Origin of the sequence: Streptomyces dangxiongensis, assembly GCF_003675325.1 — a bacterium.
GTDB classification, from domain to species: Bacteria; Actinomycetota; Actinomycetes; order Streptomycetales; family Streptomycetaceae; genus Streptomyces; species Streptomyces dangxiongensis.
In genome coordinates this window covers 6442878-6466331 of sequence record NZ_CP033073.1, presented here as the reverse complement: position 1 = coordinate 6466331, position 23454 = coordinate 6442878, and the positions used below count along the sequence as shown (strand labels likewise).

18 protein-coding genes, 7 tRNA genes and 4 pseudogenes are annotated in these 23454 nt (G+C 74.1%); 10 read left to right on the top strand and 19 right to left on the bottom strand.

Annotation, left to right across the window (positions count from 1 at the left end; translation table 11 throughout):
• Nucleotides 1-17 precede the first annotated feature (17 nt).
• Nucleotides 18-1295 (bottom strand): hypothetical protein, encoded by a 1278-nt coding sequence (locus tag D9753_RS29280; protein ID WP_121789729.1) that lies wholly within the window; start codon nucleotides 1293-1295, stop codon nucleotides 18-20.
• Complete coding sequence (locus tag D9753_RS29275; protein WP_121791348.1) at nucleotides 1292-1858, bottom strand: DUF4365 domain-containing protein; 567 nt, start codon at nucleotides 1856-1858, stop codon at nucleotides 1292-1294. Before D9753_RS29275 ends, D9753_RS29280 begins: the two co-directional genes overlap by 4 nt.
• A gap of 169 nt (nucleotides 1859-2027) precedes the next feature.
• Here D9753_RS29275 and D9753_RS29270 point away from each other — a divergent pair, with 169 nt between their 5' ends.
• Nucleotides 2028-2753, top strand: a complete 726-nt coding sequence (locus D9753_RS29270) for a 3'-5' exonuclease (RefSeq protein ID WP_121789728.1) — start codon at nucleotides 2028-2030, stop codon at nucleotides 2751-2753.
• 72 nt (nucleotides 2754-2825) lie between these two features.
• Here D9753_RS29270 and D9753_RS29265 read toward each other — a convergent pair.
• The 6 genes and pseudogenes from D9753_RS29265 to D9753_RS29245 form a co-directional block, all read right to left on the bottom strand.
• Nucleotides 2826-2897: transfer RNA gene (locus tag D9753_RS29265), tRNA-Val, on the bottom strand.
• Between the two features lie 39 nt (nucleotides 2898-2936).
• Nucleotides 2937-3383: an SRPBCC family protein gene (locus D9753_RS29260; protein ID WP_121789727.1), complete on the bottom strand. Its 447-nt coding sequence runs from the start codon at nucleotides 3381-3383 to the stop codon at nucleotides 2937-2939.
• An 80-nt stretch (nucleotides 3384-3463) separates the two neighbouring features.
• Nucleotides 3464-3895 (bottom strand): annotated as a pseudogene (locus D9753_RS37180) (exo-rhamnogalacturonan lyase family protein); the annotation flags it as partial.
• Between the two features lie 36 nt (nucleotides 3896-3931).
• A pseudogene (locus tag D9753_RS37175) lies at nucleotides 3932-4578 on the bottom strand (ABC transporter substrate-binding protein); the annotation flags it as partial.
• A 409-nt stretch (nucleotides 4579-4987) separates the two neighbouring features.
• Nucleotides 4988-5059: transfer RNA gene (locus D9753_RS29250), tRNA-Val, on the bottom strand.
• 84 nt (nucleotides 5060-5143) lie between these two features.
• Nucleotides 5144-5608, bottom strand: coding sequence for a TIGR02611 family protein (locus tag D9753_RS29245; protein ID WP_121789726.1), 465 nt, complete (start codon nucleotides 5606-5608; stop codon nucleotides 5144-5146).
• 190 nt (nucleotides 5609-5798) lie between these two features.
• On the opposite strand from D9753_RS29245, the gene D9753_RS29240 reads away from it, so the two are divergent.
• On the top strand, nucleotides 5799-6212 hold the full coding sequence (locus tag D9753_RS29240; protein ID WP_004002642.1) for an SsgA family sporulation/cell division regulator: 414 nt from the start codon (nucleotides 5799-5801) through the stop codon (nucleotides 6210-6212).
• A 286-nt stretch (nucleotides 6213-6498) separates the two neighbouring features.
• Nucleotides 6499-7059, top strand: a complete 561-nt coding sequence (locus D9753_RS29235; protein WP_121789725.1) for a CGNR zinc finger domain-containing protein — start codon at nucleotides 6499-6501, stop codon at nucleotides 7057-7059.
• Nucleotides 7060-7129: 70 nt separating this feature from the next.
• Here D9753_RS29235 and D9753_RS36735 read toward each other — a convergent pair whose 3' ends face one another.
• Entirely contained in the window at nucleotides 7130-7285 is a 156-nt protein-coding gene (locus D9753_RS36735) for a hypothetical protein (RefSeq protein WP_163010822.1), read from the bottom strand.
• A gap of 155 nt (nucleotides 7286-7440) precedes the next feature.
• Nucleotides 7441-7875, bottom strand: a complete 435-nt coding sequence (locus D9753_RS29230; RefSeq protein ID WP_121789724.1) for a hypothetical protein — start codon at nucleotides 7873-7875, stop codon at nucleotides 7441-7443.
• A gap of 208 nt (nucleotides 7876-8083) precedes the next feature.
• Between D9753_RS29230 and D9753_RS29225 the strand changes: the two genes are divergently transcribed.
• A complete protein-coding gene (locus D9753_RS29225; RefSeq protein ID WP_121789723.1) occupies nucleotides 8084-8608 on the top strand; it encodes a DsbA family protein in 525 nt (174 codons plus the stop codon).
• A gap of 157 nt (nucleotides 8609-8765) precedes the next feature.
• Here the strand turns inward: D9753_RS29225 and D9753_RS29220 are convergent.
• The 3 genes and pseudogenes from D9753_RS29220 to D9753_RS29210 all read right to left on the bottom strand — a co-directional run bounded on the left by D9753_RS29220 (nucleotide 8766) and on the right by D9753_RS29210 (nucleotide 11505).
• Nucleotides 8766-9591 (bottom strand): annotated as a pseudogene (locus D9753_RS29220) (GNAT family N-acetyltransferase).
• A 52-nt stretch (nucleotides 9592-9643) separates the two neighbouring features.
• Entirely contained in the window at nucleotides 9644-10465 is an 822-nt protein-coding gene (locus D9753_RS29215) for an aminotransferase class IV (RefSeq protein ID WP_121789722.1), read from the bottom strand.
• A complete protein-coding gene (locus D9753_RS29210) occupies nucleotides 10462-11505 on the bottom strand; it encodes a chorismate-binding protein (RefSeq protein ID WP_121789721.1) in 1044 nt (347 codons plus the stop codon). The genes D9753_RS29215 and D9753_RS29210 overlap by 4 nt, the downstream gene beginning before the upstream one ends.
• Before the next feature lie 178 nt (nucleotides 11506-11683).
• On the opposite strand from D9753_RS29210, the gene D9753_RS29205 reads away from it, so the two are divergent.
• The 5 genes from D9753_RS29205 to D9753_RS29185 all read left to right on the top strand — a co-directional run bounded on the left by D9753_RS29205 (nucleotide 11684) and on the right by D9753_RS29185 (nucleotide 12149).
• Nucleotides 11684-11756 (top strand) — tRNA-Gly (locus D9753_RS29205).
• 38 nt (nucleotides 11757-11794) lie between these two features.
• Nucleotides 11795-11868, top strand: a tRNA-Cys gene (locus D9753_RS29200).
• A 1-nt stretch (nucleotide 11869) separates the two neighbouring features.
• A tRNA-Val gene (locus tag D9753_RS29195) sits at nucleotides 11870-11941 on the top strand.
• A 35-nt stretch (nucleotides 11942-11976) separates the two neighbouring features.
• Nucleotides 11977-12048, top strand: a tRNA-Val gene (locus D9753_RS29190).
• Between the two features lie 29 nt (nucleotides 12049-12077).
• Nucleotides 12078-12149, top strand: a tRNA-Val gene (locus tag D9753_RS29185).
• 52 nt (nucleotides 12150-12201) lie between these two features.
• On the opposite strand, the gene D9753_RS29180 is transcribed toward D9753_RS29185, so the two are convergent.
• The 3 genes and pseudogenes from D9753_RS29180 to D9753_RS36730 form a co-directional block, all read right to left on the bottom strand.
• Entirely contained in the window at nucleotides 12202-12507 is a 306-nt protein-coding gene (locus tag D9753_RS29180) for a TFIIB-type zinc ribbon-containing protein (protein WP_121789720.1), read from the bottom strand.
• Between the two features lie 80 nt (nucleotides 12508-12587).
• Nucleotides 12588-13579 (bottom strand): annotated as a pseudogene (locus D9753_RS29175) (phosphotransferase family protein).
• 337 nt (nucleotides 13580-13916) lie between these two features.
• On the bottom strand, nucleotides 13917-14093 hold the full coding sequence (locus tag D9753_RS36730) for a hypothetical protein (RefSeq protein WP_163010821.1): 177 nt from the start codon (nucleotides 14091-14093) through the stop codon (nucleotides 13917-13919).
• A 594-nt stretch (nucleotides 14094-14687) separates the two neighbouring features.
• On the opposite strand from D9753_RS36730, the gene D9753_RS29170 reads away from it, so the two are divergent.
• Nucleotides 14688-16142 carry a serine/threonine-protein kinase gene (locus D9753_RS29170; protein ID WP_163010820.1) on the top strand — a complete coding sequence of 485 codons (1455 nt, stop codon included), beginning with the start codon at nucleotides 14688-14690 and terminating at the stop codon, nucleotides 16140-16142.
• Between the two features lie 135 nt (nucleotides 16143-16277).
• On the opposite strand, the gene D9753_RS29165 is transcribed toward D9753_RS29170, so the two are convergent.
• The 3 genes from D9753_RS29165 to cobT form a co-directional block, all read right to left on the bottom strand.
• Nucleotides 16278-17096, bottom strand: coding sequence for a TrmH family RNA methyltransferase (locus D9753_RS29165; protein ID WP_121789718.1), 819 nt, complete (start codon nucleotides 17094-17096; stop codon nucleotides 16278-16280).
• Between the two features lie 93 nt (nucleotides 17097-17189).
• The gene (gene cobA, locus D9753_RS29160) at nucleotides 17190-18422 is read right to left on the bottom strand and encodes a uroporphyrinogen-III C-methyltransferase (protein ID WP_121789717.1); all 1233 of its coding nucleotides are present in this window, start codon (nucleotides 18420-18422) and stop codon (nucleotides 17190-17192) included.
• A 145-nt stretch (nucleotides 18423-18567) separates the two neighbouring features.
• On the bottom strand, nucleotides 18568-23412 hold the full coding sequence (gene cobT / locus D9753_RS29155; RefSeq protein WP_121789716.1) for a nicotinate-nucleotide--dimethylbenzimidazole phosphoribosyltransferase: 4845 nt from the start codon (nucleotides 23410-23412) through the stop codon (nucleotides 18568-18570).
• Nucleotides 23413-23454: the final 42 nt, after the last annotated feature.

Below are 23454 nucleotides of genomic sequence, written 5' to 3'. Positions count from 1 at the left end.
CACCGACCGCGAAACGGTTACCCCCCCTCCTCCTCCCCGTACGCCCCCTCACCTGGCTCGTCGCACGTCCCGTCGAAGAAGTCGAGGTTCTCGTGGAGGGACTTCAGCAGCCGGTCACGCTCGGCGTAGTCGACCTGTACGGGGACGACCCCGCGGGCGCCGGTGAGCCGGCGGAAGCCGCCCCGCCGTTCCAGCCGGCCCTGCACGCGCACCGGGAGCCCGACGAGGTGGGCGTGGCCGGCGACGCGGTAGTCCTCCTCGTCCAGGGTGACGCGCAGGTGCGGGACCTCGGCGCCGGCGAGGACGCGCAGGCGTACGGTGCCCCGGCCGCCGGGTCCGGAGCGGCGCATGCGGACGACGGCACCGGTGACGCTGACCGGGACGGAGGGCTCCGCGCGGAGGTAGCGGGCGGCGGCCTCGCGCAGCACGGGCAGGTCGCCGGGTGAGAACTCGACGGGTTCGGCGGAGGCGTCACAGCCGTCGGGGACGCCGGCGCCGGGGGCCCAGGACACGGCGACGCGGGCGCCCTCGGTGCCTGCCACGAGCGCGGAGAGCGCCTCGGTCAGCTCATGGCTGACGCCGGCCTCGACGGCGCCGTCGAAGGCGTCCATGCCGCCGGTGGCCCGCTGGTAGTCGATGGCCTCGCGGGCGGCGTGGAGGGCCTGGTGGAGGCGGACGGAGAGGCCGCGTCCCGCGGGGACGGGGACGAAGGCGGTGAGGGCGTGGCCGTCGGCGGCCGGACCGACGAGGACGTCCCCGACGAGGGCGGCGGCGGAGCGGCGGTGGCGGGCGCCGTGGTATCCGGCGGGTGCGCGGGTGGCGAGTGCGGCGGCGAGCAGCATCCGGCGGGCGGCGCCGCGCAGGTGCGCGTCGGCGGTCCAGGGCGCGGCTCCGGCGGGCCCGGCCGGGGTGTCGCGCCACCAGCGGATCTCGTCGCTGGGCACGGCGAGGCAGAGCAGCACCTCGCGGGCGCAGGGGGTGTCGCCGCGGGCGAGGGCTTCGAGGGCCTCGCCGAGCAGGTCGTCGCTGTCCGGGAACGCGCGGCTCTCCGGCACGAGCAGGCTGGTCGCGGCGCCGCCCGGCCCGGGCGGGGTCCAGCGGCCGTAGCGTCCGGCCGCTCCCCCGCGCCGCTGCCAGCCGTGCCGGTGCAGCAGGGCGCCGAGGACGGCAGGGTCGACGTCGGCGGGCCGGAGCAGGGGGGTCCGGAGGATGTCACCGGGTTCCGGCCGGACCTGCCGTACCGGCTCGTCGAGGACCTGCCGTACCGGCGGTCCGTCGGAGGGACGGTCTCTCATGGCCTGCCTCCCGTCCCGACCCGCGCCATGATCTCGCACAGCGCCCGGTCGTCGAAGATGCGCGAGGTCGGTATCCGCACGGTGGTCCGGTGCCGGCCGGTGACGGGGTGGCCGGCGAGGTTGGTCCAGTAGCAGCAGTGTCTGAGTTCCAGCCGTTCGTGGCCGGCGCGCAGCCAGTCGTCCGGGGAGCGCGGGACGAGCATGACCACCAGGATCTTGTGGACCGACACCGGGGTGCGGGCGAGTTTGCGCAGGTGGGCGTTGTCGAGGGTGAAGGAGAAGAAGGGGCCCGGGGGGTCGGGCGCGACCTGGTAGGTGGCCTTCAACTGCACCTTGACGGTGACCTCGTCGTCGACGGTGTGCCCGGGTGCGCTGTGGCTGACGTGCCAGTCGATGCCGTTGTCGGGGAAGGGCTGGGACAGCGAGCAGCCGGCCGCGGCGGCGACCGCGTGCAGATAGCCGACCTGCAACGTCTCCATGCAGGCGGTGGTGGCGAGCGTGCCGCGGAGGGTGCCCGGGCGGTCGGGCAGCAACCCGCCCCGCTCGGGCTGTGCTACGGCCATGACCAACAGCCCTCCCAGCCGGGTGTTCTCCTGCGGTGGGCCGCTGAACTGCAAAGACCCGTACTCCTGTTGTCTCCTCCCGGCGTACGGCGCAAACAGCCCGGGTATCACCGAACCGGACAGGGGACGGAACGTCATCTGTCGCGGGAGAACGAGGAGTTGGGTGGGAATGACGACCTGGTACGAGGGGCCGCTGGCCGCCTTCGACACGGAGACGACGGGCGTGGACGTCGAGACCGACCGGATCGTGTCGGCCGCCGTCGTCGTCCAGGACGCGCCGGGGACCCGGCCCCGGGTGTCCCGCTGGCTGGTGAACCCGGGTGTGCCGGTGCCGGAGGCGGCGACGGCGGTGCACGGACTGACGGAGGATCACCTGCACCGCAACGGGCGGTGGCCGGCGCCGGTGATGTACGAGATAGCCGAGCAACTGGCCGAGCACGCGGCGCTGGGCCGGCCGCTGGTGGTGATGAACGCGCCGTTCGACCTGACGCTGCTGGACCGGGAGCTGCGCCGGCACCGGGCGTCGGCGCTGGACCGCTGGTTCGAGTCGGTGCCGCTGAGGGTGCTGGACCCGCGGGTGCTGGACAAGCACCTGGACCGGTACCGCAAGGGCCGCCGGACGCTGACCGACCTGTGCGCGCACTATGACGTGCCGCTCCAGGACGCGCACGACGCGGCGGCGGACGCGCTGGCCGCACTGGACGTCGTACGGGCGGTGGGCCGCCGTTTCGCGGCCCGGCTGGAGCGCCTGTCCCCCACCGAGCTGCACGCGCTCCAGGCGAACTGGCACGCGGCGCAGGCGCGGGGACTGCAGGCGTGGTTCGCGCGCAGCGGCTCGGAGGAGACGGTGTGCACGGACTGGCCGCTCAGGCCCGAGCTTCCCGCGGCGGCGTAGACACCGGGCGGGGCAGGAGGGTCCGGGACGCGCGAAGAGCCGGCCCGCTGCTGCGGACCGGCTCTCTCCCGGTGGGCGATACTGGGTTCGAACCAGTGACCTCTTCGGTGTGAACGAAGCGCTCTCCCACTGAGCTAATCGCCCGGGAACGCACTGAACAATACAGGCCCGGGCGCCGTTCGTTCAAACCGCTCCCAGGTGCCGCCGCAGTCCGCGCCGTCCGGCGCGCATCATCAGCCGGTGGTTGGCGCGGAAGACGGGCCGTCCGGGTACGGCGAGCAGCCTGAGCAGGGGTTTGCGCACATCGACCTCCTGGTCGTAGCGGGCGAGCGCGCCGGGGCCGACCGCTGTGACCGTCCAGCGTGCCCAGCCCTCCATGTCGCCCGAGAGCGCGACCTCCAGGACGCCGGCGGACGGGTCCCTGCGGGTCTCCCGCACGGCGACGGTGAGGTCGTACGGCAGCACGGACCTGATGGTGATCACGCCGGTGCGGCTGTCCCGCCGGGTCACCGCCCGCACCTGTGGCCACCAGCGGGGATACCCCTCGGGGCGCTCCAGTGCCGCGTACACCGCGGCCGGCGGGGCGGGCAGGGGCCACAGGCTGTGGAAGCGGTGGTGGTTCCAGTCCATGGGGTGAGTGTGCCCGCGGCGGCCGCCCGTATCTGAGGGCGGTCGTGCTCGGGGCGCGAGCGCCGCCACCCGTGCGCCGGCGCTCCCCCGGTCCGGGCCAGGCGGGCATCCTGCTCGGCCTTCGTGGCGTCGGAGTACCGGCAGTAGTCGAGGTAGGCGTTCTTGAACGCGGGCAGGTCGACGAGGTGGATGAGCTCGGCGCACAGTTCGTCGAGGCCGAAGACCGCCGAGAGGCGGGAGACGGAGACGGCGGGCTCGTCCGCGACGGCGAACCCGCCGGTGCCGATGTCGTAGAGGCCGCTGCCCCGCACGCAGCCGTCGGACTGGGCGGCGATGGGCTCCATGGTGGACAGGACGCGGGCCCTGGCCCTCTCCCACCTCGGCCCCTGCGCTCCCACTCCGTGAACCAGGCCGAGACCAGGCCGCTCCTGTCGGTGCCGAAGCCGATGGACAGGCGTGCGGGTCGGGGTGCAGGGGTCGGTGCGGACCTTGCGCCGGGGATCGGGGACGAGGTGAACTCCGACCCGCCGTGACCGGCGGCAGCCGTCCGTCCACCACTCCGTCAGGTCGCCCCCGACGAAGCCGAGTCCGCCGTCGGTGAAGAACACCCTGCCGTTCTGACGGCAGTGGAGGTCGTACAGGTACATGCGGGTGAAGTAACCGGTGTCCCCGGGAACGCCCGTCCTGTCGTGGACCGTCTTCAGCGCCTTGAAGTACTCGTCCCAGGTCCAGCCGGAGCTCGGTGCGCCGCCGGCCCTGCCGAAGAGCTTTTTGTCGACGACGAGCGCCATGGTCTTCGAACCGACGGGAATTCCGTGCTGCTTGCCGTCGGCCTCCCCCACCTTCGTGACGTTCTCCCGGAAGTGATCCAGACTCAGATTTCCGGCCTGCACCTGCGACCGCAGATCGAGGAGAATTCCGCGTTTGTCGTATTTGCGAAGGAAAGTGACGGCGCTTTGGAAAATGCCCGGGGGATTTCCGCCCGCGGCCCGCGTCCGGAACTTCTCCCAGAAGGACTCGTACGTCTGAAAGTCGGCCTTGACCTCGATCTTCGGGTACTTCTTCTCGAACAGTGCGATGCTCCGGTCGATCCTCTCGGCCCGCTCCTCGGCACCCCCCAGGCGTAACGGAAGGTCACGGTCCCGTTCCCGGAACCGCCGCCCCCGCATCCGGTCGTCGCGCCGAGCCCGGCCACGGCCACCGAGGCCCCGGCCGCCCTCCGGATCGCCCGCCTCCTGAAGCACCCGCCGGTTCACACGGTCGGCCCTCCCGGCAGCGTCCATGGATCGTTTCGAGTAAGCGCTTGCCGGCACAAGGCGCGGAGGGGTCCGGGGTGCGTCAATGACTCGCACAGGATTTGTCGAGGAGACACGCGGTCGCAGGGCGCGTGTCCCTGAGGGCTGCAGGGCGGTCGACCCGCGGGACGGGAGGTCACTCCGTACGTGGGCCGTCGTCCGGGGCCCGGATCCGTGGGCCCGTCGGTCGCGGTCAGGGGGCTGGGCACCGCACTCCCCCGGGCCGCCCTGGCGGCCGGACACTGCCCGCACCGGGGGCGGACACGCCGACGGCCCACCCGCTTGTCGCAGGTGGGCCGTCGGTCCGGGTGGGCGATACTGGGTTCGAACCAGTGACCTCTTCGGTGTGAACGAAGCGCTCTCCCACTGAGCTAATCGCCCGGGCGCAGGAAGAACATTACCCCAAGTCAGGGGGTGCCTCCGAACCAGGGGCGGGGCGGCGCAGCCGTCAGTGCCGCGGCCGTGTCACTGGTCCTTGATCTTCCACGGCATGACGGCACCGAACTTCCACAGATAGAACCCGGCGAGTACGCCGACGATCACGAGCCCGACGACCGTGAGGGTGATGTTGCGACGCCGCACCTTGGGGTCGAGGGCCCGCTGGGCCGCCTCGGTGACCTTGCGCTTGGTCCAGCGGAGCACGAGCTGGGCCCAGACGAACTCGGTCGCCCAGATCGCCATGCCGCCGAAGATCACCACCCAGCCGGGACCCGGCAGGGGCAGCATGACGATGCCGGCGGCGACGACCGCCAGCCCGATCACGAAGACAGCGACCTGCCAGCTCAGATGCAGGAGCCGGCGCTCCCTGACGTATTCGGGCGCCCGGGAGCCGAGCCCCCGCTCGGGACCCTTCTCGCCCACGCGCCTGTCCGCCTTCGTCTCGTCCACTGCCACCGCGACCTCGCCCAGGTCGTCACTCCCCGTATTCATACAGACAAACCCTACCGGAGCGAATCGGTCACCGGAATGGTCCCCGATCCGGTACGAGTTCTCGGCCGGAAGAGTTACGTAAACCAACGCAAAACCCTCAGAGGGGTTTACAACGGCACCGTAGGTGGCATGTCGATTTCGCCGACGTGCGAATCCCCGAGCGCACACTGAGCGAAAGGCCCTGGCGCTTATGAACACCACGGTCAGCTGCGAGCTGCACCTGCGCCTCGTTGTGTCGAGCGAGTCCTCCCTGCCTGTCCCCGCAGGCCTGCGGTACGACACGGCCGACCCCTACGCCGTGCACGCCACCTTCCACACCGGAGCCGAGGAGACCGTCGAGTGGGTGTTCGCCCGCGACCTCCTCGCCGAGGGGCTGCACCGGCCCACCGGCACCGGAGACGTCCGCGTCTGGCCATCGCGCAGTCATGGTCAGGGCGTCGTGTGCATCGCCCTCAGCTCCCCGGAGGGGGAGGCCCTGCTCGAGGCCCCTGCGCGGGCCCTCGAGTCCTTCCTGAAGCGAACCGACGCCGCCGTGCCGCCCGGCACGGAGCACCGGCACTTCGATCTTGACCAGGAGCTGTCGCACATCCTGGCGGAGAGCTAGGTCGCGGCCCCCCGAAGCAGCCCGGTGCCGTCCACTCGGGGAGACGGCTCGGGCCAGGACAACCGCAAACGGCACAGGCCGGCGCCGTCACCGTGAGCGATCGCGGCGACGGCGCCGGCCTGTGCGCGCCGGCTGTCACCGGGCGGCCGGCCGGGCGCCCCGGAGCACGGGAGGCCGTGTCTCCCGCGGCCGGGACGGACGGTCCGCGATGCACCGGGCCTGGTTGTCGCTACCATCGGCCAGCATCGGCGGGCGTCCGCCCGACCCCCAGGCCAGGGAGCGAAACGTGCTGATCACCCACGACACCCGGTGCGCCCTCGACACCGTGGTGGATCTGGTGAACTCCGCGCCGGAGGAGGACCCGGCGGCGGACGGGCTGCCCGACCTCCGGGCTCTCGCGGAGTTCGTACGGAACCACCAGATCAGCGACGTCGGCGTCCTCTCGGAGTTCGACCTCTCCGCGGTGCGCCGGATCCGGGGGCGGTTCGCCTCGGTCTTCGCCGCGCCCGATGCCCGGTCGGCGGCCACGCTGATCAACGAACTGGTCGCCGCGGCGGGCACCACCCCCCGTCTCACGGACCACGACGGCTACGACTGGCATGTGCACTACTTCGCGCCGGGCGCCTCGGTCGCCGACCATCTCGCCGCCGACTGCGGGATGGCGCTCGCCTTCTTCGTGGTGGCCGGGGAGCAGGAACGGCTGCGGCGCTGTGAGGCACCGGACTGCCGGCGCGCCTTCGTCGATCTCTCCCGCAACCGCTCGCGCCGCTACTGCGACAGCCGGACCTGCGGGAACCGGCTGCACGTCGCCGCCTACCGGGCCCGGCGCAAAGAGGCGACAGGCTGACCGGAAGGGACGGACGGCGGCCGGGGCGACGTCGGTCCCGGCGGGTGGCGCCGGGACGGACGTGTACGGCTCACAGCAACAGCAGATCGTGCAGCGCAGCCATGAGGAGCAGACACCCGATCACCGCAAGGAAGATCATCAGCGGTGGCTGGGAAAGGGCGAAGAGGCATCCGCGCGGCTCGTCCTTCGGCGGCGCGGCCTCGCTCTGTCGGGGTGTGTCCAGCATCTCGCGGCAGATGATGGCCTACCAGGGACCCCGTACGCGATCACCGCTCAGGGATCTTGCGGGAGTTCGCCGAATGCCGCGAGGTCTCGTTCGGCTCGTGAACGATTCCGGACGTCCCCGGACCCACTGTGTCGTTTCAGCGAGTCATGTGACTGTCATATGCCGTGCTTCTTGAGGATGGCCTCGATGTCGCTGAAGTCGTCACCCTGGCCGGCGGCCGGGCGGGACGCGGGGCGGGCGGCCCGGCCCTGACCGAGGGAGGGCGCCGAGGCCTCCGGGGCCACCGCCTCCGGCCCGGCCTGCCGGGCCGCCTTGCGCCCGGACCCGGCGCCTGCGCGCCGGCGCTCCACGGCACGCGTACCGGCGAACAGCAACCAGGCCGCGCCCAGCAGGCCGAAGCCCGCCCAGGCGGTGGGGCTCAGGGCGGTGCCGGCGAGCCAGCCGACGACCCCGGTCATCACCAGGCCGACCGGCACGAGGGAGTAGGCCGCGAGACGGGCCGCAGCCAGATACCGCTTGCGGTAGGCCGTGACCACCGCGATGCCCAGGCCCGCCGCGGACACGGCGGAGCAGACGGTCTCGGCAATCATCCGGTCCTCCTGGCAGGGCTCGTTCGTCCCTTCCATCCTGCACCGCCGCGTCCCCGCGATGCCATGCCCCGGGCACACATCAGGGACATCTCCGGGTCGCCTCCTCCTGGAGTGCCGGGCCCCGGACGCGGATCCCGGCGCCCGCACCCGGCCGGTGCTCCGGCGTCCCGATTGGGTCGCCCGGGTCCCGCCTGGAAGACTGGGGGACATGAGCGACTCCTCACCCGTACGCACCGACGCCCTCGTCCTCGACGTCTGGTGCGAACTCCAGTGCCCCGACTGCCGCGGCGCCCTCGACGACGTCCGCGCCCTGCGCGCCCGCTACGGTGACCGGCTGGAACCGCGTCTGCGGCACTTCCCCCTGGAGAAGCACAAGCACGCCTTCGCCGCCGCCCAGGCCGCCGAGGAGGCGCTGGAGCAGGGCCAGGGCTGGGCGTACGTGGAGGCCGTGCTGGAGCGGGTGGAGGAACTGGACCGTAGGGGCGAACCCTTCCTGGTCGAGGTGGCCCGGGAACTCGGACTGGACGCCGAGGAGTTCGACACCGCGCTGATCGACGGCCGGCATATCCTGACCGTCGACGCCGACCAGGCCGAGGGCAAGGCCATCGGTGTCACCGGCACGCCCACGTACGTCGTCGGCGGCGAACGCCTCTGCGGCGGCAAGAGCCAGGAGGGGCTGCGCGAGCGCATCGAGGGCATCGTGGACCGGCTGCTGGCCGACGGGACGGCCTGAACCGCGCGCCGCGCCCCGGCCCCCTCCGGGCACGCCCCGGAAACCCGGACGTTCCGGCCCATGCCGAGTCCGGCCGGCACACCCCGAGTCCTTCAGGCCCTCCCCGGACCCGTTCCGGCGCGCGTCCCGGACTCTCCCGCGGGGGCGGCCGGCCCCGCTACAGCAGGGGCTTGGTCAGGGAGTGGGTGACCGGCTCGTAGCCCAGTGACGCGTACAGCCGCTCGGCCGGGGTGTTGCCGGCGAAGACGTTGAGGCCGAGGACCGGCCGGCCGGCCTCGATGGCCTGGCGTTCCGCCAGCAGCATGAGCGTGCGGCCGTGTCCCCGGCCGCGGTGGGCGGCGTCGGTCTCGACGTCGAAGACGAACGCCTCGTTCTGCCGCAGGGCCACCCACAGGATGCCCACCCGGTCGCCCTCGTGCTCCAGCACGCTGAAGAGCATGCCGTCGGTCGCGAGCCCGTGCGGCAGCAGCCGCCCGTGGTCGTCGCGGGCCTTGGCGCGGGCCGCGGCCTCGGGGACGCCCCGCTCGCTCCACGTGCGCGCGTACCGCTCGCTCTCCGTCTCCCGCCCAGGCGTCGAACTCGGCCTCCGTCATGGGTCGCGCACGGCCGGCCCGCGGCAGGTCGGGCGGAGCGGTGCCGAGGCGTTTGTCCATGCGGCGGTTGCGCACGGTGTAGCCGAGGGCGCCGAGCAGGCGCAGCCCGGCGTCCGCCGTGGCGGGCACGGTGGTCTCGATCTGGGTGCAGCCCCAGCCGCGCGCCACCTCCTCCGCGGCGAGCGCGGCCACGGTGCCCCGGCCGCGCCGCCGGTCGGGCTCGGCGATCCGCAGGTCGATGATGCGGGCCACCGAGGCACCGAGGTCGGGCGAGGTGCCGAGACGGATCTCGCCGACGGGGCGGCTGTTGACGCACACCTGGTAGTGGCGTGAACGGCTGCCGTCGGGATGCTGCTGGAGCGGCTCGGCCGGCCGCAGGGTCGTGGTCATCAAGGCTGTTCTACCCGCGACTGCCCGTCGGGTCAGCCTGTTTTCACCGGGCTCAGGGATCCAGGTCCTGCCCGGACAGCTCGTCGAAGATCCGCATGGCCTTGGCGGTCACCGGGCCCGGCGTGCCGGGCAGTTCGCGGCCGTCGACCCGGTGCACGGCCTGCACGTCCCGCAGGGTGGAGGTCAGGAAGACCTCGTCGGCGCGCTGCACGACGTCCAGCGGCAGGTCCGTCTCCCTGGCGCCCGTCCACTCGACCGTCAGGGCGCGGGTGATGCCGGGCAGGCAGCCGGAGGCGACCGGCGGGGTGTGGATCTCGCCGTCGAGGACGACGAAGACGTTGGATCCGGTGCCCTCGCAGAGCCGCCCGACCGTGTTGCCGAAGAGTGCCTCGGAGGCGCCGTGCCGGTGGGCGCGGGCCAGGGCGACGACGTTCTCGGCGTACGAGGTGGTCTTCAGGCCGGTGAGGGCGCCGCGCTCGTTGCGGGTCCACGGGACGGTGATGACGGCGGTGGTGTCCGGGCGGCGGGTGACCTCGCCGAGGGCGACGACGAGGGTCGGGCCGTGCGCGCCGCGGTCGGAGCCGAGGGGGCCGTAGCCGCCGGTGTAGGTGATCCGCAGCCGGCCGAGCGGCATCGGGTTGGCCGCGAGCACCGCCGTGCAGGCCTCGCGGATCTCGTCGTGGGCGGGGTCGGGCAGGCCGAGGCCGCGGGCCGAGCGGGTCAGCCGGTCGAGGTGCCGGGTGAGCGCGAACGGCCTGCCCTCGACCGCCTTCACGGTCTCGAAGACGCCGTCGCCGACGGTCAGCCCGTGGTCGAAGACGGAGACCCGGGCGGCGTCCGAGTCCCGCAGCCCGCCGTCCAGCCAGATCCTCATGTGAGCGCCCTTTCCGTGTCCTCGTACGATCCCGACGCTACCGCGAGCAGCCGGGACGCCTTCAGCTCGGTCTCCCGCCACTCCCCCTCGGGGTCGGAGCCCCAGGTGATGCCGGCGCCGGTGCCGAAGCGCAGGTTGCCGTCGGCCCGGTCGATCCAGAAGGTGCGGATGCCCACGGCCAGCGCGCCGGTGCCCCGGTCGGCGTCGACCCAGCCGATCCCGCCGCAGTACGGGCCGCGCGGTGCCGTCTCCAGCGCCGCGATGATCCCCAGGGCGCTCGGCTTCGGCGCGCCGGTGACCGAGCCGGGCGGGAAGGCGGCGGCCAGCAGCTCCGGCCAGCCGGCGTCCTCGCGCAGCTCGCCGCGCACGGTGGAGACGAGGTGGACGAGGCCCGGGTGCTTCTCCACGGCGCACAGGTCGGGGACGCTCACGCTGCCGGCCGCGCAGACACGCCCGATGTCGTTGCGGACGAGGTCCACGATCATCACGTTCTCGGCGTAGTCCTTCTCCAGGAGGTCCGCCTCGGTGCGCCCGGTGCCCTTGATCGGCCCCGATTCGACGACGCGGCCGTCCCGGCGCAGGAACAGCTCGGGCGAGGCGGTGGCGATCTCCACGCCGTGCTCCGGCAGGCGGACCGTGCCCGCGTACGGCGCCGGGTTGCCGCGGGCCAGCAGGGCGGTCAGGGCGTCGACGTCGGCGTCCGGGGCGACGGGCGCGCCGAGCACCCGGCAGAGGTTGGCCTGGTAGACGTCGCCGGCCGCGATGTGCTCGCGGATCCTGCGGACGGCCGCCGTGTACGCGGCCCGGTCCAGGGAGGAGGTCCAGTCCCCCGGCGCCGGGCCCCGCCAGGCGCCCGGCACCGGGGCGGGCACCGGCTCCTCGCGTACGTCCGCGAAGCGGGCGCAGGTCAGCCGGCCCTCGAAGTCCGCGCAGACGGCCCAGAAGCCGGTGGAGTCCAGCGCGGCCGGGTCCGTGGTGACGTCGAGGAGGCCGGTGGCGACACGGTCGCCGAAGCGGGCCAGGGGAGGGTGGTGGAGCACGTGGTCGAGTCTAGGGCGGGTGTCCGAAAGTCGACCTCGGGGTGTCACGGAGGGGGCGCGGACCGGCGGCTTGGGCGGGCGCACGGCGGCACGCTGCGCAAACGCGTTTTTGTGCTGGCCGGGGAATCCGCTAGAGTTCAACACGTCGCCGGGACGCGCAAGCGCACCGAAACGACAGGCGGACGTAGCTCAGTTGGTAGAGCGCAACCTTGCCAAGGTTGAGGTCGCGAGTTCGAGCCTCGTCGTCCGCTCGAAGGAAGAAGGGGTCGTCCCGATCCCCTACACTCCTGGTGGAGTGGCCGAGAGGCGAGGCAACGGCCTGCAAAGCCGTCTACACGGGTTCAAATCCCGTCTCCACCTCCAAGGACGATTAGCTCAGCGGGAGAGCGCTTCCCTGACACGGAAGAGGTCACTGGTTCAATCCCAGTATCGTCCACTGGATCCGCCGGCCCGTACGGCAAGATCCGGCCCGCGCGATTAGCTCAGCGGGAGAGCGCTTCCCTGACACGGAAGAGGTCACTGGTTCAATCCCAGTATCGCGCACTGTCCGTGACTCGCGAGTCACGGTCCGCGGACGATTAGCTCAGCGGGAGAGCGCTTCCCTGACACGGAAGAGGTCACTGGTTCAATCCCAGTATCGTCCACACAGCAGCAAGCCCCCGGCCGTCTCGTACGGCCGGGGGCTTCTTCGTGCGCTCAGCTAGAGAAGAGCATGTGGCCGAAGCTCTTGTGGCGGTGCTGCTCGTAGTGACCGTGCCCGCCGCCGTGGTGACCGCCGTGGTGACCGCCCTGCGGGGCGCCCCAGGCGGGCGCGGGCGGGGCCGGGTACGACTGCGGGGCCGGCGGGGGCGGAGCGGGCTGGGACCACTGGGTCTCCAGGCGGGTCAGCGCCTCCAGCTCGCCGTAGTCGAGGAAGATGCCGCGGCAGCCGCTGCACTGCTCGATCTGAACGCCGTTGCGGTTGTAGGTGTGCATCGGCGCATGGCACTTCGGACACTGCATGGTCGGCTCAACTCCTCGCCGGTCGGTCCTGCTTGGTGTTTCCCCAGGACAGACTCCGTGCGGCCCCGGGCGGTTGCAGCCTAGTCCGACGGACCGGGCGCGGGTCGAGGGGGTACGGAGGGCATCCGCGCGCACGCGTCGACCAGGGCCTGCTCCACCTCGTCCAGCGGGCGGTCCGCCGCGAGCGCCTTCGTGAGCGCGAGCGCGGCCGTCTGGACGGTGAGGGCGCGGGCCGGCACGTCCAGGGCGGCCCAGGGGTCGCCGTGCGCGGGTACGGCCGGCCCGCCGGAGCGCCGGTAGGCGGTCAGGAAACGGGTCCACTCGTCGGGCGGGAGGAGCCCGCAGGCGTACCAGGCGGCGGGGCGGGCCAGGTCCCAGGCCGGGACGCCGGCCCCCAGGTCGTCGACGTCGATCAGCTTCCAGGGGCCGTCCGGCGCCGGATGCCGGACCAGTTGGCCGAGGTGGAGATCACCGTGGCAGAGGGCCGGCGGGCCGGGCATCGGCGCCTTCGCGCGGGCCCAGGCGGGCAGGGCGGCCCAGGCGTCCAGGACGGGACGGGCGGCCGGAAGGCGGGGGGCGGCGATGACGGTTGCGGGGGCGGTTGCGGGGGCCGTTGCGGTTGCGGGGGCGGGGGTGCGGAGGGCCGCGCGGAGCCGGGCGACGGCGCGGGCGGCCTTCGCGGGACCACGCATCGGGGGGAGACCGGTGGGGAGGGGGGCGCGGTGCAGGTTCGCCAGGAGGACGGCGGCGGCCTCCCAGGGGGCCGCGTCCGGATCCTCCCGGTCCACCGGGACCCCGTAGGGCCAGAAGGTCACCAGGCGGGCGCGCAGGAAGGCCGGGGCGCGGGGGTGAGCGGGGGAAGCAGCACGTCCGGGTGATCGGCGGCCGTGGCGAGGCGCCGGATCAGCGCGGCCCGCTCGGTGTCCGGCGCGTGCGCCTTGGCGACGGTACCGGCATGCCGCACGACCGTGGCGTCCTGGCGGTCGGCGAGGGGGGCTCTGACGCAGGCGCAGGGGGCGGTGGGGGGACGCGGGTGGGCCGCGGCCGTCGCTTCCGCGGCCAGCGCGGTCATCAGGGAGGGGGCGGACGCATCTGCGGTCAAGGCTGCCTCGGGGGGACGGGTTCGGCCGAGGGTACGGGGCCGGGGTTCGCCGGGGGGTGGACGGTTCCGCCGAGGGTAGTGGGCCGGGGTCCGCCGGACGGGTGGGGGGTGGTGCGGTGCGAGGTTCACCGGAGAGGGAGTGCTGATGGCGGCGCGGCCCGTCCGTGCGTGCGTGGGAGAACGGCTAATGCCGGCGCAGCTCCCCAGCTACGCCGGCATCTGTGCCGTCCGCCGCACCCCCGTCCCCACGGGGTTTCATGGATAGATGTTTCCGCCCGGACCGCTCTTCCGGGCCTGGGGGCGCCGCTCAGCGCCCCAGCATCACACCCACGGACGACGCCTGTGCGGCCACCGTCTCCCAGCCGTCGAAGACGAGCAGGAGCAGGGCCGCCAGGGGAAGGGCCATGAGCGTCGCCACCAGTGGGTGGCGACGGGCCGTCCGACGGGAGGCGAACGCGGTGCGTCGCGGTGCCGTGTGGGCCATGGTCCCTCTCCTGTTGTCATCGGCAGCGGCGGGTGTCTGACCTCGGGGGACGAGTGCTGCACCCGCCGCTTGACCTCAAATCTAGGCGCGCGGCGGACACCGGGCGTCATGCCCTCGTACCGATTGCCGGGCCTCCCGGAGGATGAGCGTCGACCTGCGGAGTACTCCCCTGGGTGGAGGCGCCGGTCCGGGTCTCGGGGTCTTCCCGGAGGGGGGTGCCCGCTGTGTCCGGGCATGTCCGACGCGTCCGGCACGCCCGGCGGAGTGACATCGATCACCCCTGGCGGGGCCGGGAGGGGGGCGGGAGGCGGAGCGTGGTGCGGTGCGCGGTGAGGCCCGCGGGCTGCCGGCGGCCGGTCACCGACGACCGTACCGCGCGACGCCCGGCACCCACACCGGAACCCAACCCCCCTGCCGTGCACGTGGGTTGGTTTCTCACGCCACGTCAACCCGCTTTCGGGCGGCGTCTGCTGACCGCGTTTCACCTCCCCCGAACGGCGTACACAATCCGCCGGGTCGAGAGGGCGCGGCCTCTGCGCGCGGGCGGCCGTGGAAACGTAAGCTGTGCCACGTCACAGGGACCGGGCAGCGGGGATGAACATGGCGATGATGCGCCTGAGGCGCGAGGACCCGCGCGTCGTCGGCTCGTTCAGGCTTCACCGACGGCTCGGCGCGGGCGGGATGGGCGTGGTCTATCTCGGCTCCGACAAGAAGGGGCAGCGCGTCGCGCTGAAGGTGATCCGGCCCGACCTCGCGGAGGACCAGGAGTTCCGCTCGCGGTTCGCGCGCGAGGTGTCGGCGGCCCGGCGTATCCGCGGCGGGTGCACGGCCCGGCTGGTCGCCGCGGATCTGGAGGCCGAGCGGCCATGGTTCGCCACCCAGTACGTGCCCGGCCCGTCCCTGCACGACAAGGTCGCCGACGAGGGCCCGCTCTGCGCGGCGGACACCGCGGCGGTCGGCGCGGCCCTCTCCGAGGGACTGGTCGCCGTGCACGAGGCGGGTGTCGTCCACCGGGATCTGAAGCCGTCCAACATTCTGCTGTCCCCCAAGGGGCCGCGGATCATCGACTTCGGCATCGCCTGGGCCACCGGCGCCTCCACCCTCACCCATGTGGGCACCGCGGTCGGATCCCCCGGCTTCCTCGCGCCCGAGCAGGTGCGCGGCGCGGCGGTCACCCCGGCGACGGACGTGTTCTCCCTCGGCGCGACCCTGGCGTACGCCTCGACCGGTGACTCGCCCTTCGGACACGGCAGTTCCGAGGTGATGCTGTACCGGGTGGTGCACGAGGAAGCGCAGTTGTACGGCGTACCGGACGCGCTCGCCCCGCTGATCCGGGCCTGCCTGGCCAAGGATCCCGAGGACCGGCCCAGCACCCTCCAGCTATCACTGCGGCTCAAGGAGATCGCCGCGCGGGAGGCGCAGGGGCTGGACGGCGCCCGGCCGCCCGCGCCGCGCGCCGCCGAGGCGGACCGGCCCACCGGACGACTCGCCGACACCTATCCCGACCAGCAGCGCGTCCAGCGGCGTGCCTCGTCCGGTATGCCGCTGCCGCGCGGGGTCGCGCCCTCCCGCGGCGGGGTGCCGTCGCGCGGCGGGATGTCCTCGCGGGGCGAGCCGTCCCGCGGCGGGGTCGCCTCGCGCGGGGGCAGCGGCGGGCGCGGCGCGGGGGCCGCGGCCCGGCCGGGTACGGCACGCCCCACGCCGGTGCCGCGCGGTGCCGCCCCGCGCTCGGGCAGCGGCCGGCGGCCCGCTCCGCGCAGCGGTTCCCGGCGGCCGGGGCAGCGTCCGTCGGGGACCGGGCGGCGGCCGGCCAATCCGCGGCTGCTGCGGCAGCGGTTGTTCGTGTTCGTGGTGGTGACGCTGCTGGTGGCGCTCGGCATCGCGGTGGCCCAGGGCTGCCAGGGACCGGCGCGCGGGCTGGGCGGCGACGACCGCGACGGCGGCGTGCAGCGGCAGGGGAACGCGCAGCCGAGCTACCCGCCGCTGGGCAACGACAAGCTCATGTCCGACCGGTACACGTCGACGCTGAGCCGCGACGCCGGCAGGTGAGCACCGGCCCGGAACCGCTGGCCCCTGGGGGACACCGGGCGGCGGACGGCCGGCGGCAGCGGCTCGGAGGCGGTTGGGCGGGTACGACCGCTGACGGCCGGTCCCGCCCGTACCACGCCCTCGGCGGGCCGGGGTTCAGAGCTGCGGTCGGCCTGTCGCCACCGCGTAGAAGGCCACCGCGGCAGCCGCGCCCACGTTGAGCGAGTCGACGCCGTGCGACATAGGGATGCGTACCCATGTGTCGGCGGCGGCCAGTGCCCGCCGGGACAGCCCGTCGCCCTCGGCGCCGAGCATCAGGGCGACCCGGTCGATCGTGTGCGGGGCGACCTCGTCGAGGGTGCGGGCCTTCTCGTCCGGGGTCAGGGCGAGGAGGGTGAAGCCGGCCTCACGGACCGGCTCCAGCCCCTTCGGCCAGGTCTCCAGGCGGGCGTACGGCACCGAGAACACCGCGCCCATGGAAACCTTGACGCTGCGCCGGTACAGCGGGTCGGCGCAGTCGGGCGACAGCAGTACCGCGTCCATGCCCAGGGCCGCCGCCGAGCGGAAGATGGCACCGATGTTGGTGTGGTCGTTGACCGACTCCATGATCACGACCCGGCGGGCGGTGCGGAGCAGTTCGCCGGCCGCCGGCAGCGGCTTGCGCTGCATGGAGGCGAGGGCGCCGCGGTGCACGTGGTAGCCGGTGACGCGCTCGGCGAGTTCGGGGCTCACGGCGTACACCGGGGCCGGGAGTTCGTCGATGACGTCACGCATGACGTCGACCCACTTGGCCGAGAGCAGCATCGAGCGCGTCCCGTAGCCCGCTTCCCTGGCCCGGCGGATGACCTTCTCGCCCTCGGCGATGAACAGGCCCTCGGCGGGCTCGCGCCGGCGGCGCAGTTCGACGTCGGTCAGGCCCGTGTAGTCGGCCAGGCGCGGGTCGTCGGGATCGTCGAGGGTGATGAGATCGGCCACAGGGTGATACTGCCTTGTCCTGGGTGGGGTGGGAACGGATGACGACAGTGACGACGGGTGGCGTCACCGGGGTCACGGGTGATCGGGCCGCGGTCATGCCCCGGGTGTGGAGCCGGCGCGCACGACCTCGCCGATGACGATGACCGCCGGGGGCCTGACGTCCTCGGTACGGACCGTCCGCGCGACCGTGGCCAGGGTGGCGTCCACGCGCCGCTGCGCCGCCGTCGTCCCCTCCTGGACCAGGGCGACCGGCGTGTCGGGGGACTTCCCGTGCGCGACCAGTGTCTCGGCGATCTTCCCGATCTTGTCGACGCCCATCAGGACCACCAGGGTGCCCGTGAGCCTGGCCAGCGACGGCCAGTCGACAAGGGAGCGTGCGTCGTCCGGGGCGACATGGCCGCTGACCACGGTGAACTCGTGGGCGACACCCCGGTGGGTGACCGGGATGCCGGCCGCGCCCGGCACCGAGATCGAGCTGGAGATGCCGGGGACCACCGTGCACGGGATCCCGGCCTCGGCGAGCGCCTGGACCTCTTCCATACCCCGGCCGAAGACGTACGGGTCGCCGCCCTTGAGCCGGACGACCGCCTTGCCCTGCTTGGCGTGCTCGATGAGCGCGTTGTTGATGGCCTCCTGGGCCATGTACCGGCCGTACGGGATCTTCGCGGCGTCGATCACCTCGACGTGCGGCGGGAGTTCGGCCAGCAGGTCGCGCGGGCCCAGCCGGTCGGCGATGACGACGTCCGCCTCGGCGAGCAGCCGGCGCCCGCGGACCGTGATCAGGTCGGGGTCGCCCGGGCCGCCGCCGACCAGGGCCACGCCGGCGGTGCGGGTGCGGTGGTGCGGGGCGACGAGGGTGCCGTCGCGCAGGCCCTCGACGACCGCGTCCCGGATGGCGGCGGTGTGCCGGGGGTCGCGTCCGCGCGCGTGGGTGGTGAGCACGGCGACGGTGACGCCCTCGCTGTGGCCGGTCGCCGGGGTCCACGCCGTCGCCCGGTCGGCGTCGTCGGAGCGCACACACCAGACGCGGTGCCGCTCGGCCTCGGCGGACGCCCGCGCGTTGGCCTCGGTGTCACCGGTGGCGATGAGGGCGTACCAGGCCTCGGCGAGGTCACCGTCCTCGTACGCGCGGCGGAGCCAGGTGATCTCGCCCGCGTCCGCCATGGCCTCCACCGACGGGGTGGCCTCCGGGGAGACGAGGACGATGTCCGCGCCGGCCGCGATGAGCGCCGGCAGACGGCGCTGGGCGACCTGGCCGCCGCCGAGGACGACCACGCGGCGGCCGGAGAGGCGGAGACCTACGGGGTAGGCGGGGTGTTCAGCCATGAGGGGCGGCTCCTCCTGCGGCGGTGCGGTGGGCCCACTGCGACTGTGGAGCGGCCCTGACGTGCGGATTTTACGGTGTGGGCAGCGCAGACGACACGGGTGGTCCGGCAGTTGAACACCAGACCACCCGTGATGTCCGTGACGTCTACTTCTCGGTGACTCCCGCCGAGTCGAACGTGGCCACCTCGTGCATCGCCCGGGCCGTGCTCTGCACCAGCGGCAGGGCCAGCAGCGCGCCCGTGCCCTCACCGAGACGCAGGTCCAGGTCGACCAGCGGGCGCAGGCCCAGCTTGTTCAGCGCGGCGACGTGACCGGGCTCGGCGCTGCGGTGGCCCGCGATGCAGGCCGCCAGCACCTCGGGGGCGATGGCGCGGGCCACGAGCGCGGCGGCACCGGCGCTGACACCGTCCAGGATCACCGGCGTACGCAGGGACGCGCCGCCGAGGAGCAGACCGACCATGGCCGCGTGCTCGAAACCGCCGATGGCGGAGAGGACGCCGATCGGGTCGGCCGGGTCCGGCTGGTGCAGTTCCAGCGCGCGCCGGACCACCTCGGTCTTGCGGGCCAGGGTCTCGTCGTTGATGCCCGTGCCGCGGCCGGTCACCTCCGCCGGGTCGGCGCCGGTGAAGACGGAGATCAGCGCGGCGGACGCGGTCGTGTTGGCGATGCCCATCTCGCCGGTGAGCAGCGCCTTGTTGCCGGCCGCCACCAGGTCGCGGGCGGTCTCGATGCCCACCTCGATGGCCGCCCTGGCCTCCTCGCGGCTCATCGCGGGACCGGTGGTCATGTCGGAGGTGCCACCGCGGATCTTGCGCGGCAGCAGGCCGGGGGTGGCGGGCAGGTCGGCGACGACGCCCACGTCCACGACACACACCTCGGCGCCGACCTGGGCGGCGAAGGCGTTGCAGACGGCTCCCCCGCCCAGGAAGTTGGCCACCATCTGGGCGGTGACCTCCTGCGGCCAGGGAGTGACGCCCTGGGCGTGCACACCGTGGTCGCCCGCGAAGATCGCCACGGCGGCGGGCTCCGGGATCGGCGGCGGGCACTGGCGGGACAGCCCGGAAAGCTGCGCGGAGATGATCTCCAGCATGCCGAGCGCCCCGGCCGGCTTGGTCATGCGCTTCTGACGCTCCCACGCCTCGCCGAGCGCCTTGGCGTCGAGCGGGCGGATCTGTGCGACGGTCTCGGCAAGCAGGTCGTGGGGGTCCTCTCCGGGCAGGGCGCGGCGGCCGTACGTCTCCTCGTGCACCACCCAGGACAGGGGGCGCCTCTTGGACCAGCCGGCCTGCATCAGCTCGGGCTCGTCCGGGAACTCGTCGACGTATCCCACGCACAGGTAGGCGACGACCTCCAGGTGCTCGGGCAGGCCGAGCGCGCGGACCATCTCCCGCTCGTCGAAGAAGCTGACCCAGCCGACGCCGAGGCCTTCGGCGCGGGCGGCGAGCCAGAGGTTCTCCACCGCGAGCGCCGAGGAGTAGGGCGCCATCTGCGGCTGGGTGTGACGGCCGAGGGTGTGACGGCCGCCGCGGGTGGGGTCGGCGGTGACGACGATGTTGACCGGGGTGTCGAGGATGGCCTCGATCTTCAGTTCCTTGAACTGCTTCGCCCGGCCCTTCGGCAGCGACTTGGCGTACGCCTCGCGCTGACGCATCGCCAGCTCGTGCATGGTCCGCCTGGTCTCGGCGGACCGGATGACGACGAAGTCCCAGGGCTGCGAGTGCCCCACCGAGGGCGCGGTGTGCGCGGCCTCCAGGACGCGCAGCAGCACCTCGTGCGGGATCGGGTCGCTGCGGAAGCCGTTGCGGATGTCGCGGCGCTCGCGCATCACCTTCAGGACGGCCTCACGCTCGGCGTCGGCATAGCCGGGCGCGGCCGGGCCGGTGGACTGTCGTGGTTCTGCCACTGCGGCCGTGCTCTCTTCCTGGTCGGCGGCCCTGGTCGGCAGGTCCTCCGCGTGCTGTACGACGTCGGGGGCGGGCTCCCCCTCCGGTGCGGCCGGCTCCCCCTCGCGGGGCGCGGGCACGGTGGCCGCCGACTCCGGCTGCTCCTGCGGCCCCTGCGGAGCCTGACCGTCCCTGGGCAGGACGACGGGGTGGGGCGGGGTCGGAGCCAGGTGCGGGGTGGTGGGCACCTGCCCCTGCACCGGCACGAACTGCCCGAACGACTGCTCCGGGCGCGGGTCCTCCGGGATGACGGGGGCCGACGGCTGCTCCGGGATGGCGGCGGGCAGCGGCTGCTCGGGGGTGGCGGACTGCGACGGCTGGTCCGGGTGCGACTGCTCCGGGATGGCGGCGGGCAGCGGCTGCTCGGGGGTGGCGGACTGCGACGGCTGGTCCGGGTGCGACTGCTCCGGGATGGCGGCGGGCAGCGGCTGCTCGGGGCTCTGCTCGTGCGCGGCGGCCACCGCGGGGTCCGTCGACGCGGCCATCTCGGGCTCCGCGGGGTCCGGTACGGCGGCGTCCGGGGCCTGCGGCAGGGGCTGCGGGCCGGCGGGCCGGTCAGCGGCGAGGGCGGGGGCGGCCGGAGCGTCGGTGCCTTGCGGGGCGTACTCGACGAGCTGCGGGCCCTGCGCCTGGAGCACCGCGGGCTGCACCGGCTGGGGCTGCACCGGTTCGGCCGGGACTACGGCCTCGGGGGCGCTGTCGCCCACGGCTCGGGCGGGTACGACGTCCTGGGCCGGGGCGGCGCCGGGTACGGCGGGCTGCGCCGCGTCCGCGAGGGGCGCCTCGGAGGCCGGGGCGGCCGGTGCGGGGGCGGCGGACTCCGCTGCCTGCGGTGTCTGCGGTGCCTGGCCCGCGGCGGGCTCGGCGATCGGTGCGACGCCGGGGACGTCCAGGCCCGGCTGGGCCGGAGCGGTTGCCCCGGGGTGCCCGGCCGCGTCCTGCGCGGCGGCGGTCTCGGCGGCCCGGGCGACGGTCGGGTCGGCGACGACGACGACTTCGTCCGCGGGAGCCGTGTCGGGGGCCTGGGCAGGGTGCTGGGCGGCAGCCTCGTCAGGGGCCTGGGCGGCAGCCTCGTCGGGGGCCTGGGCAGGGTGCTGGGCGGCAGCCTCGTCAGGGGCCTGGGCGGCAGCCTCGTCGGGGGCCTGGGCAGGGTGCTGGGCGGCAGCCTCGTCGGGAGCCTGGGCAGGGTGCTGGGCGGCAGCCTCGTCGGGAGCCTGGCCAGGGTGCTGGGCGGCAGCCTCTTCGAGGGCCTGGCCAGGGTGCTGGGCGGCAGCCTCGCCGGAGGGCTCGACCATGGTCTGACCGGCAACCGCGTCGACGGGCGCGGCTACGCCCTCGACGGTGACGGGAGCCTGGGCGTCGGCGGGAGACTGGGGCTGCGTGGCGTCGGCAGCGTGCACCGCGTCACCGGCCTGCTCGGCGTCCGTAGGCTGAACGTCACCGGTGGGCTGCGCATCTTCGGTGTACCCGGTGACCGCTGCCTGCACGGTGTCGGTGTGCTCCGTGCCGGCGTCCGGCTGCGCGCCCCCGGCCGGCTCGGCCGCTACGACGGGCTGAGCCGCCTCGGCAGCCACCGTATCGACGGGGGTCGCCTCCACCGGCGTCGCACCGGCCGGAGTTGTCCCGACCGGGGTCGCCTCGACCGGCGTCGTCCCGTCCGGGGTCGTCCCGGTCAGTGGACCGGTCTCCGAGGCGTCCCTGACCGCGGGGGTGGCCTCCACGGGCCGCGCGCTGTCCGGCGTCTCGGCCGGTACGGCCTGCCCCGGCACCTCCTCGGCGGGAACGCCCTGCGCGATCGGGTCCGTCACGGGCGCCTGTGCGGCCGGGGGCACGTGGCCGAAGGCCTCCTGCCCGGCGACCGCTTCGACATCTTGGGCGGGTACCTGGCCGGATGCGCCACCCGGCGCCTCGACGACCTCGGCCGTCCCGGGCCCCGGGCCCTGCGTCACGGCACCGTCGGCGACCGGCACGGCCTGCCCCGCCGGGGACACCTCGGCCGGGAGGGTGCCGTCGGGCAAGTCCTCGCCCGCCACAGGGGCCTGCGCGCCGTCAGCGACGTGCGCGCCGTCGGCACCCGACTCCGTCGGCACCTGTGTGGCCTCGGCGACCGTGCCGCCCTGCCCCACCGACGCCTCGACACCGGGCGCGACCGGCACCCGCACACCCTCGGCGGCTTCTGCCACCGACGCGTCAGGACCTTCGGCGCCCACCTCTGCGCCCTGCGCCACGGGCACCTGGACACCGCCGGCCGCCTGCACCACCGGCACCTGAACACCCTCGGCACCGGACACCACCGGCACCTGCGTGTCCCCGGTGTTCTGGCCGGCCGGCGTGGTGTGCACGCCGTCGTGGGCGTGGACGACGTGTGCCGCCCCCGCCGGTCTCCAGTCGCCGTCGGCGGACTGGTCCGGGGCCGCCGCCTGGCCGGCGAGACGGGCCATCGCGGCCTGGGCCGCGTCGGCCGGCTCGGCCGGGTCGACCGTTTCGACAGCCGGCGCCGGGGCCGCCCCCCAGGGGGCCGCGGTCTGGGGAACCATGTCCCGCAGCGGCTGTGCGTCGAGGTACTCGGGGCCGGCGGCGACGGCCGGTCCGGACTGCCGTACCGGCGCTCCCGCGGGGCCGCGGTCGGCGAGGGAGCGGACCGGGCTCGCGGAGGTGTTCGGGATCGGCGGGCCGAGGTGCAGCGGGCGGCGCGGCGGCTGGGGCGCGGACGCCGGGTCGTGCGGCGCCGAGAGGATGGGCGACGGCGGCACCGACGCCGGGCCGGAGTGGGGCAGGCGGACTCCGTCGAGGTCGACCGAGCCGCTGTCCCGGCCGGCCGTCTCGTGCGGGCCCGGCTCGTGGACGGCCTCCACCACCGGTTCCGGAGCGGGGGGCGGTACCTCGTTGCCCCACGCGCCCTGGGCACCCGGCAGCAGCAGGTCTTCGTCCTCGGCCGGAGCCTCGGAGAGGTAGGTGTACGCACCGTGCGGGGGAACGCCCGGCTGCTCCACCATGCCTGCGCTCTCCGGCTGTCCCTCGCCCGGGATCTGGCCGGTGTCCGTCATGCGTACCCCTCGCCCATCGGTTGATGCTCCTACGACCCGCTC

Bases quoted from the DNA above. Each gene is read 5' to 3' on its own strand.
- D9753_RS29280 (WP_121789729.1), bottom strand. From the start codon at position 1,295: ATGAGAGACCGTCCCTCCGACGGACCGCCGGTACGGCAGGTCCTCGAC.
- D9753_RS29275 (WP_121791348.1), bottom strand. From the start codon at position 1,858: ATGGCCGTAGCACAGCCCGAGCGGGGCGGGTTGCTGCCCGACCGCCCG.
- D9753_RS29270 (WP_121789728.1), top strand. From the start codon at position 2,028: ATGACGACCTGGTACGAGGGGCCGCTGGCCGCCTTCGACACGGAGACG.
- D9753_RS29260 (WP_121789727.1), bottom strand. From the start codon at position 3,383: ATGGACTGGAACCACCACCGCTTCCACAGCCTGTGGCCCCTGCCCGCC.
- D9753_RS29245 (WP_121789726.1), bottom strand. From the start codon at position 5,608: ATGAATACGGGGAGTGACGACCTGGGCGAGGTCGCGGTGGCAGTGGAC.
- D9753_RS29240 (WP_004002642.1), top strand. From the start codon at position 5,799: ATGAACACCACGGTCAGCTGCGAGCTGCACCTGCGCCTCGTTGTGTCG.
- D9753_RS36735 (WP_163010822.1), bottom strand. From the start codon at position 7,285: ATGCTGGACACACCCCGACAGAGCGAGGCCGCGCCGCCGAAGGACGAG.
- D9753_RS29230 (WP_121789724.1), bottom strand. From the start codon at position 7,875: ATGATTGCCGAGACCGTCTGCTCCGCCGTGTCCGCGGCGGGCCTGGGC.
- D9753_RS29225 (WP_121789723.1), top strand. From the start codon at position 8,084: ATGAGCGACTCCTCACCCGTACGCACCGACGCCCTCGTCCTCGACGTC.
- D9753_RS29215 (WP_121789722.1), bottom strand. From the start codon at position 10,465: ATGAGGATCTGGCTGGACGGCGGGCTGCGGGACTCGGACGCCGCCCGG.
- D9753_RS29180 (WP_121789720.1), bottom strand. From the start codon at position 12,507: ATGCAGTGTCCGAAGTGCCATGCGCCGATGCACACCTACAACCGCAAC.
- D9753_RS36730 (WP_163010821.1), bottom strand. From the start codon at position 14,093: ATGGCCCACACGGCACCGCGACGCACCGCGTTCGCCTCCCGTCGGACG.
- D9753_RS29170 (WP_163010820.1), top strand. From the start codon at position 14,688: ATGAACATGGCGATGATGCGCCTGAGGCGCGAGGACCCGCGCGTCGTC.
- cobA (WP_121789717.1), bottom strand. From the start codon at position 18,422: ATGGCTGAACACCCCGCCTACCCCGTAGGTCTCCGCCTCTCCGGCCGC.
- cobT (WP_121789716.1), bottom strand. From the start codon at position 23,412: ATGACGGACACCGGCCAGATCCCGGGCGAGGGACAGCCGGAGAGCGCA.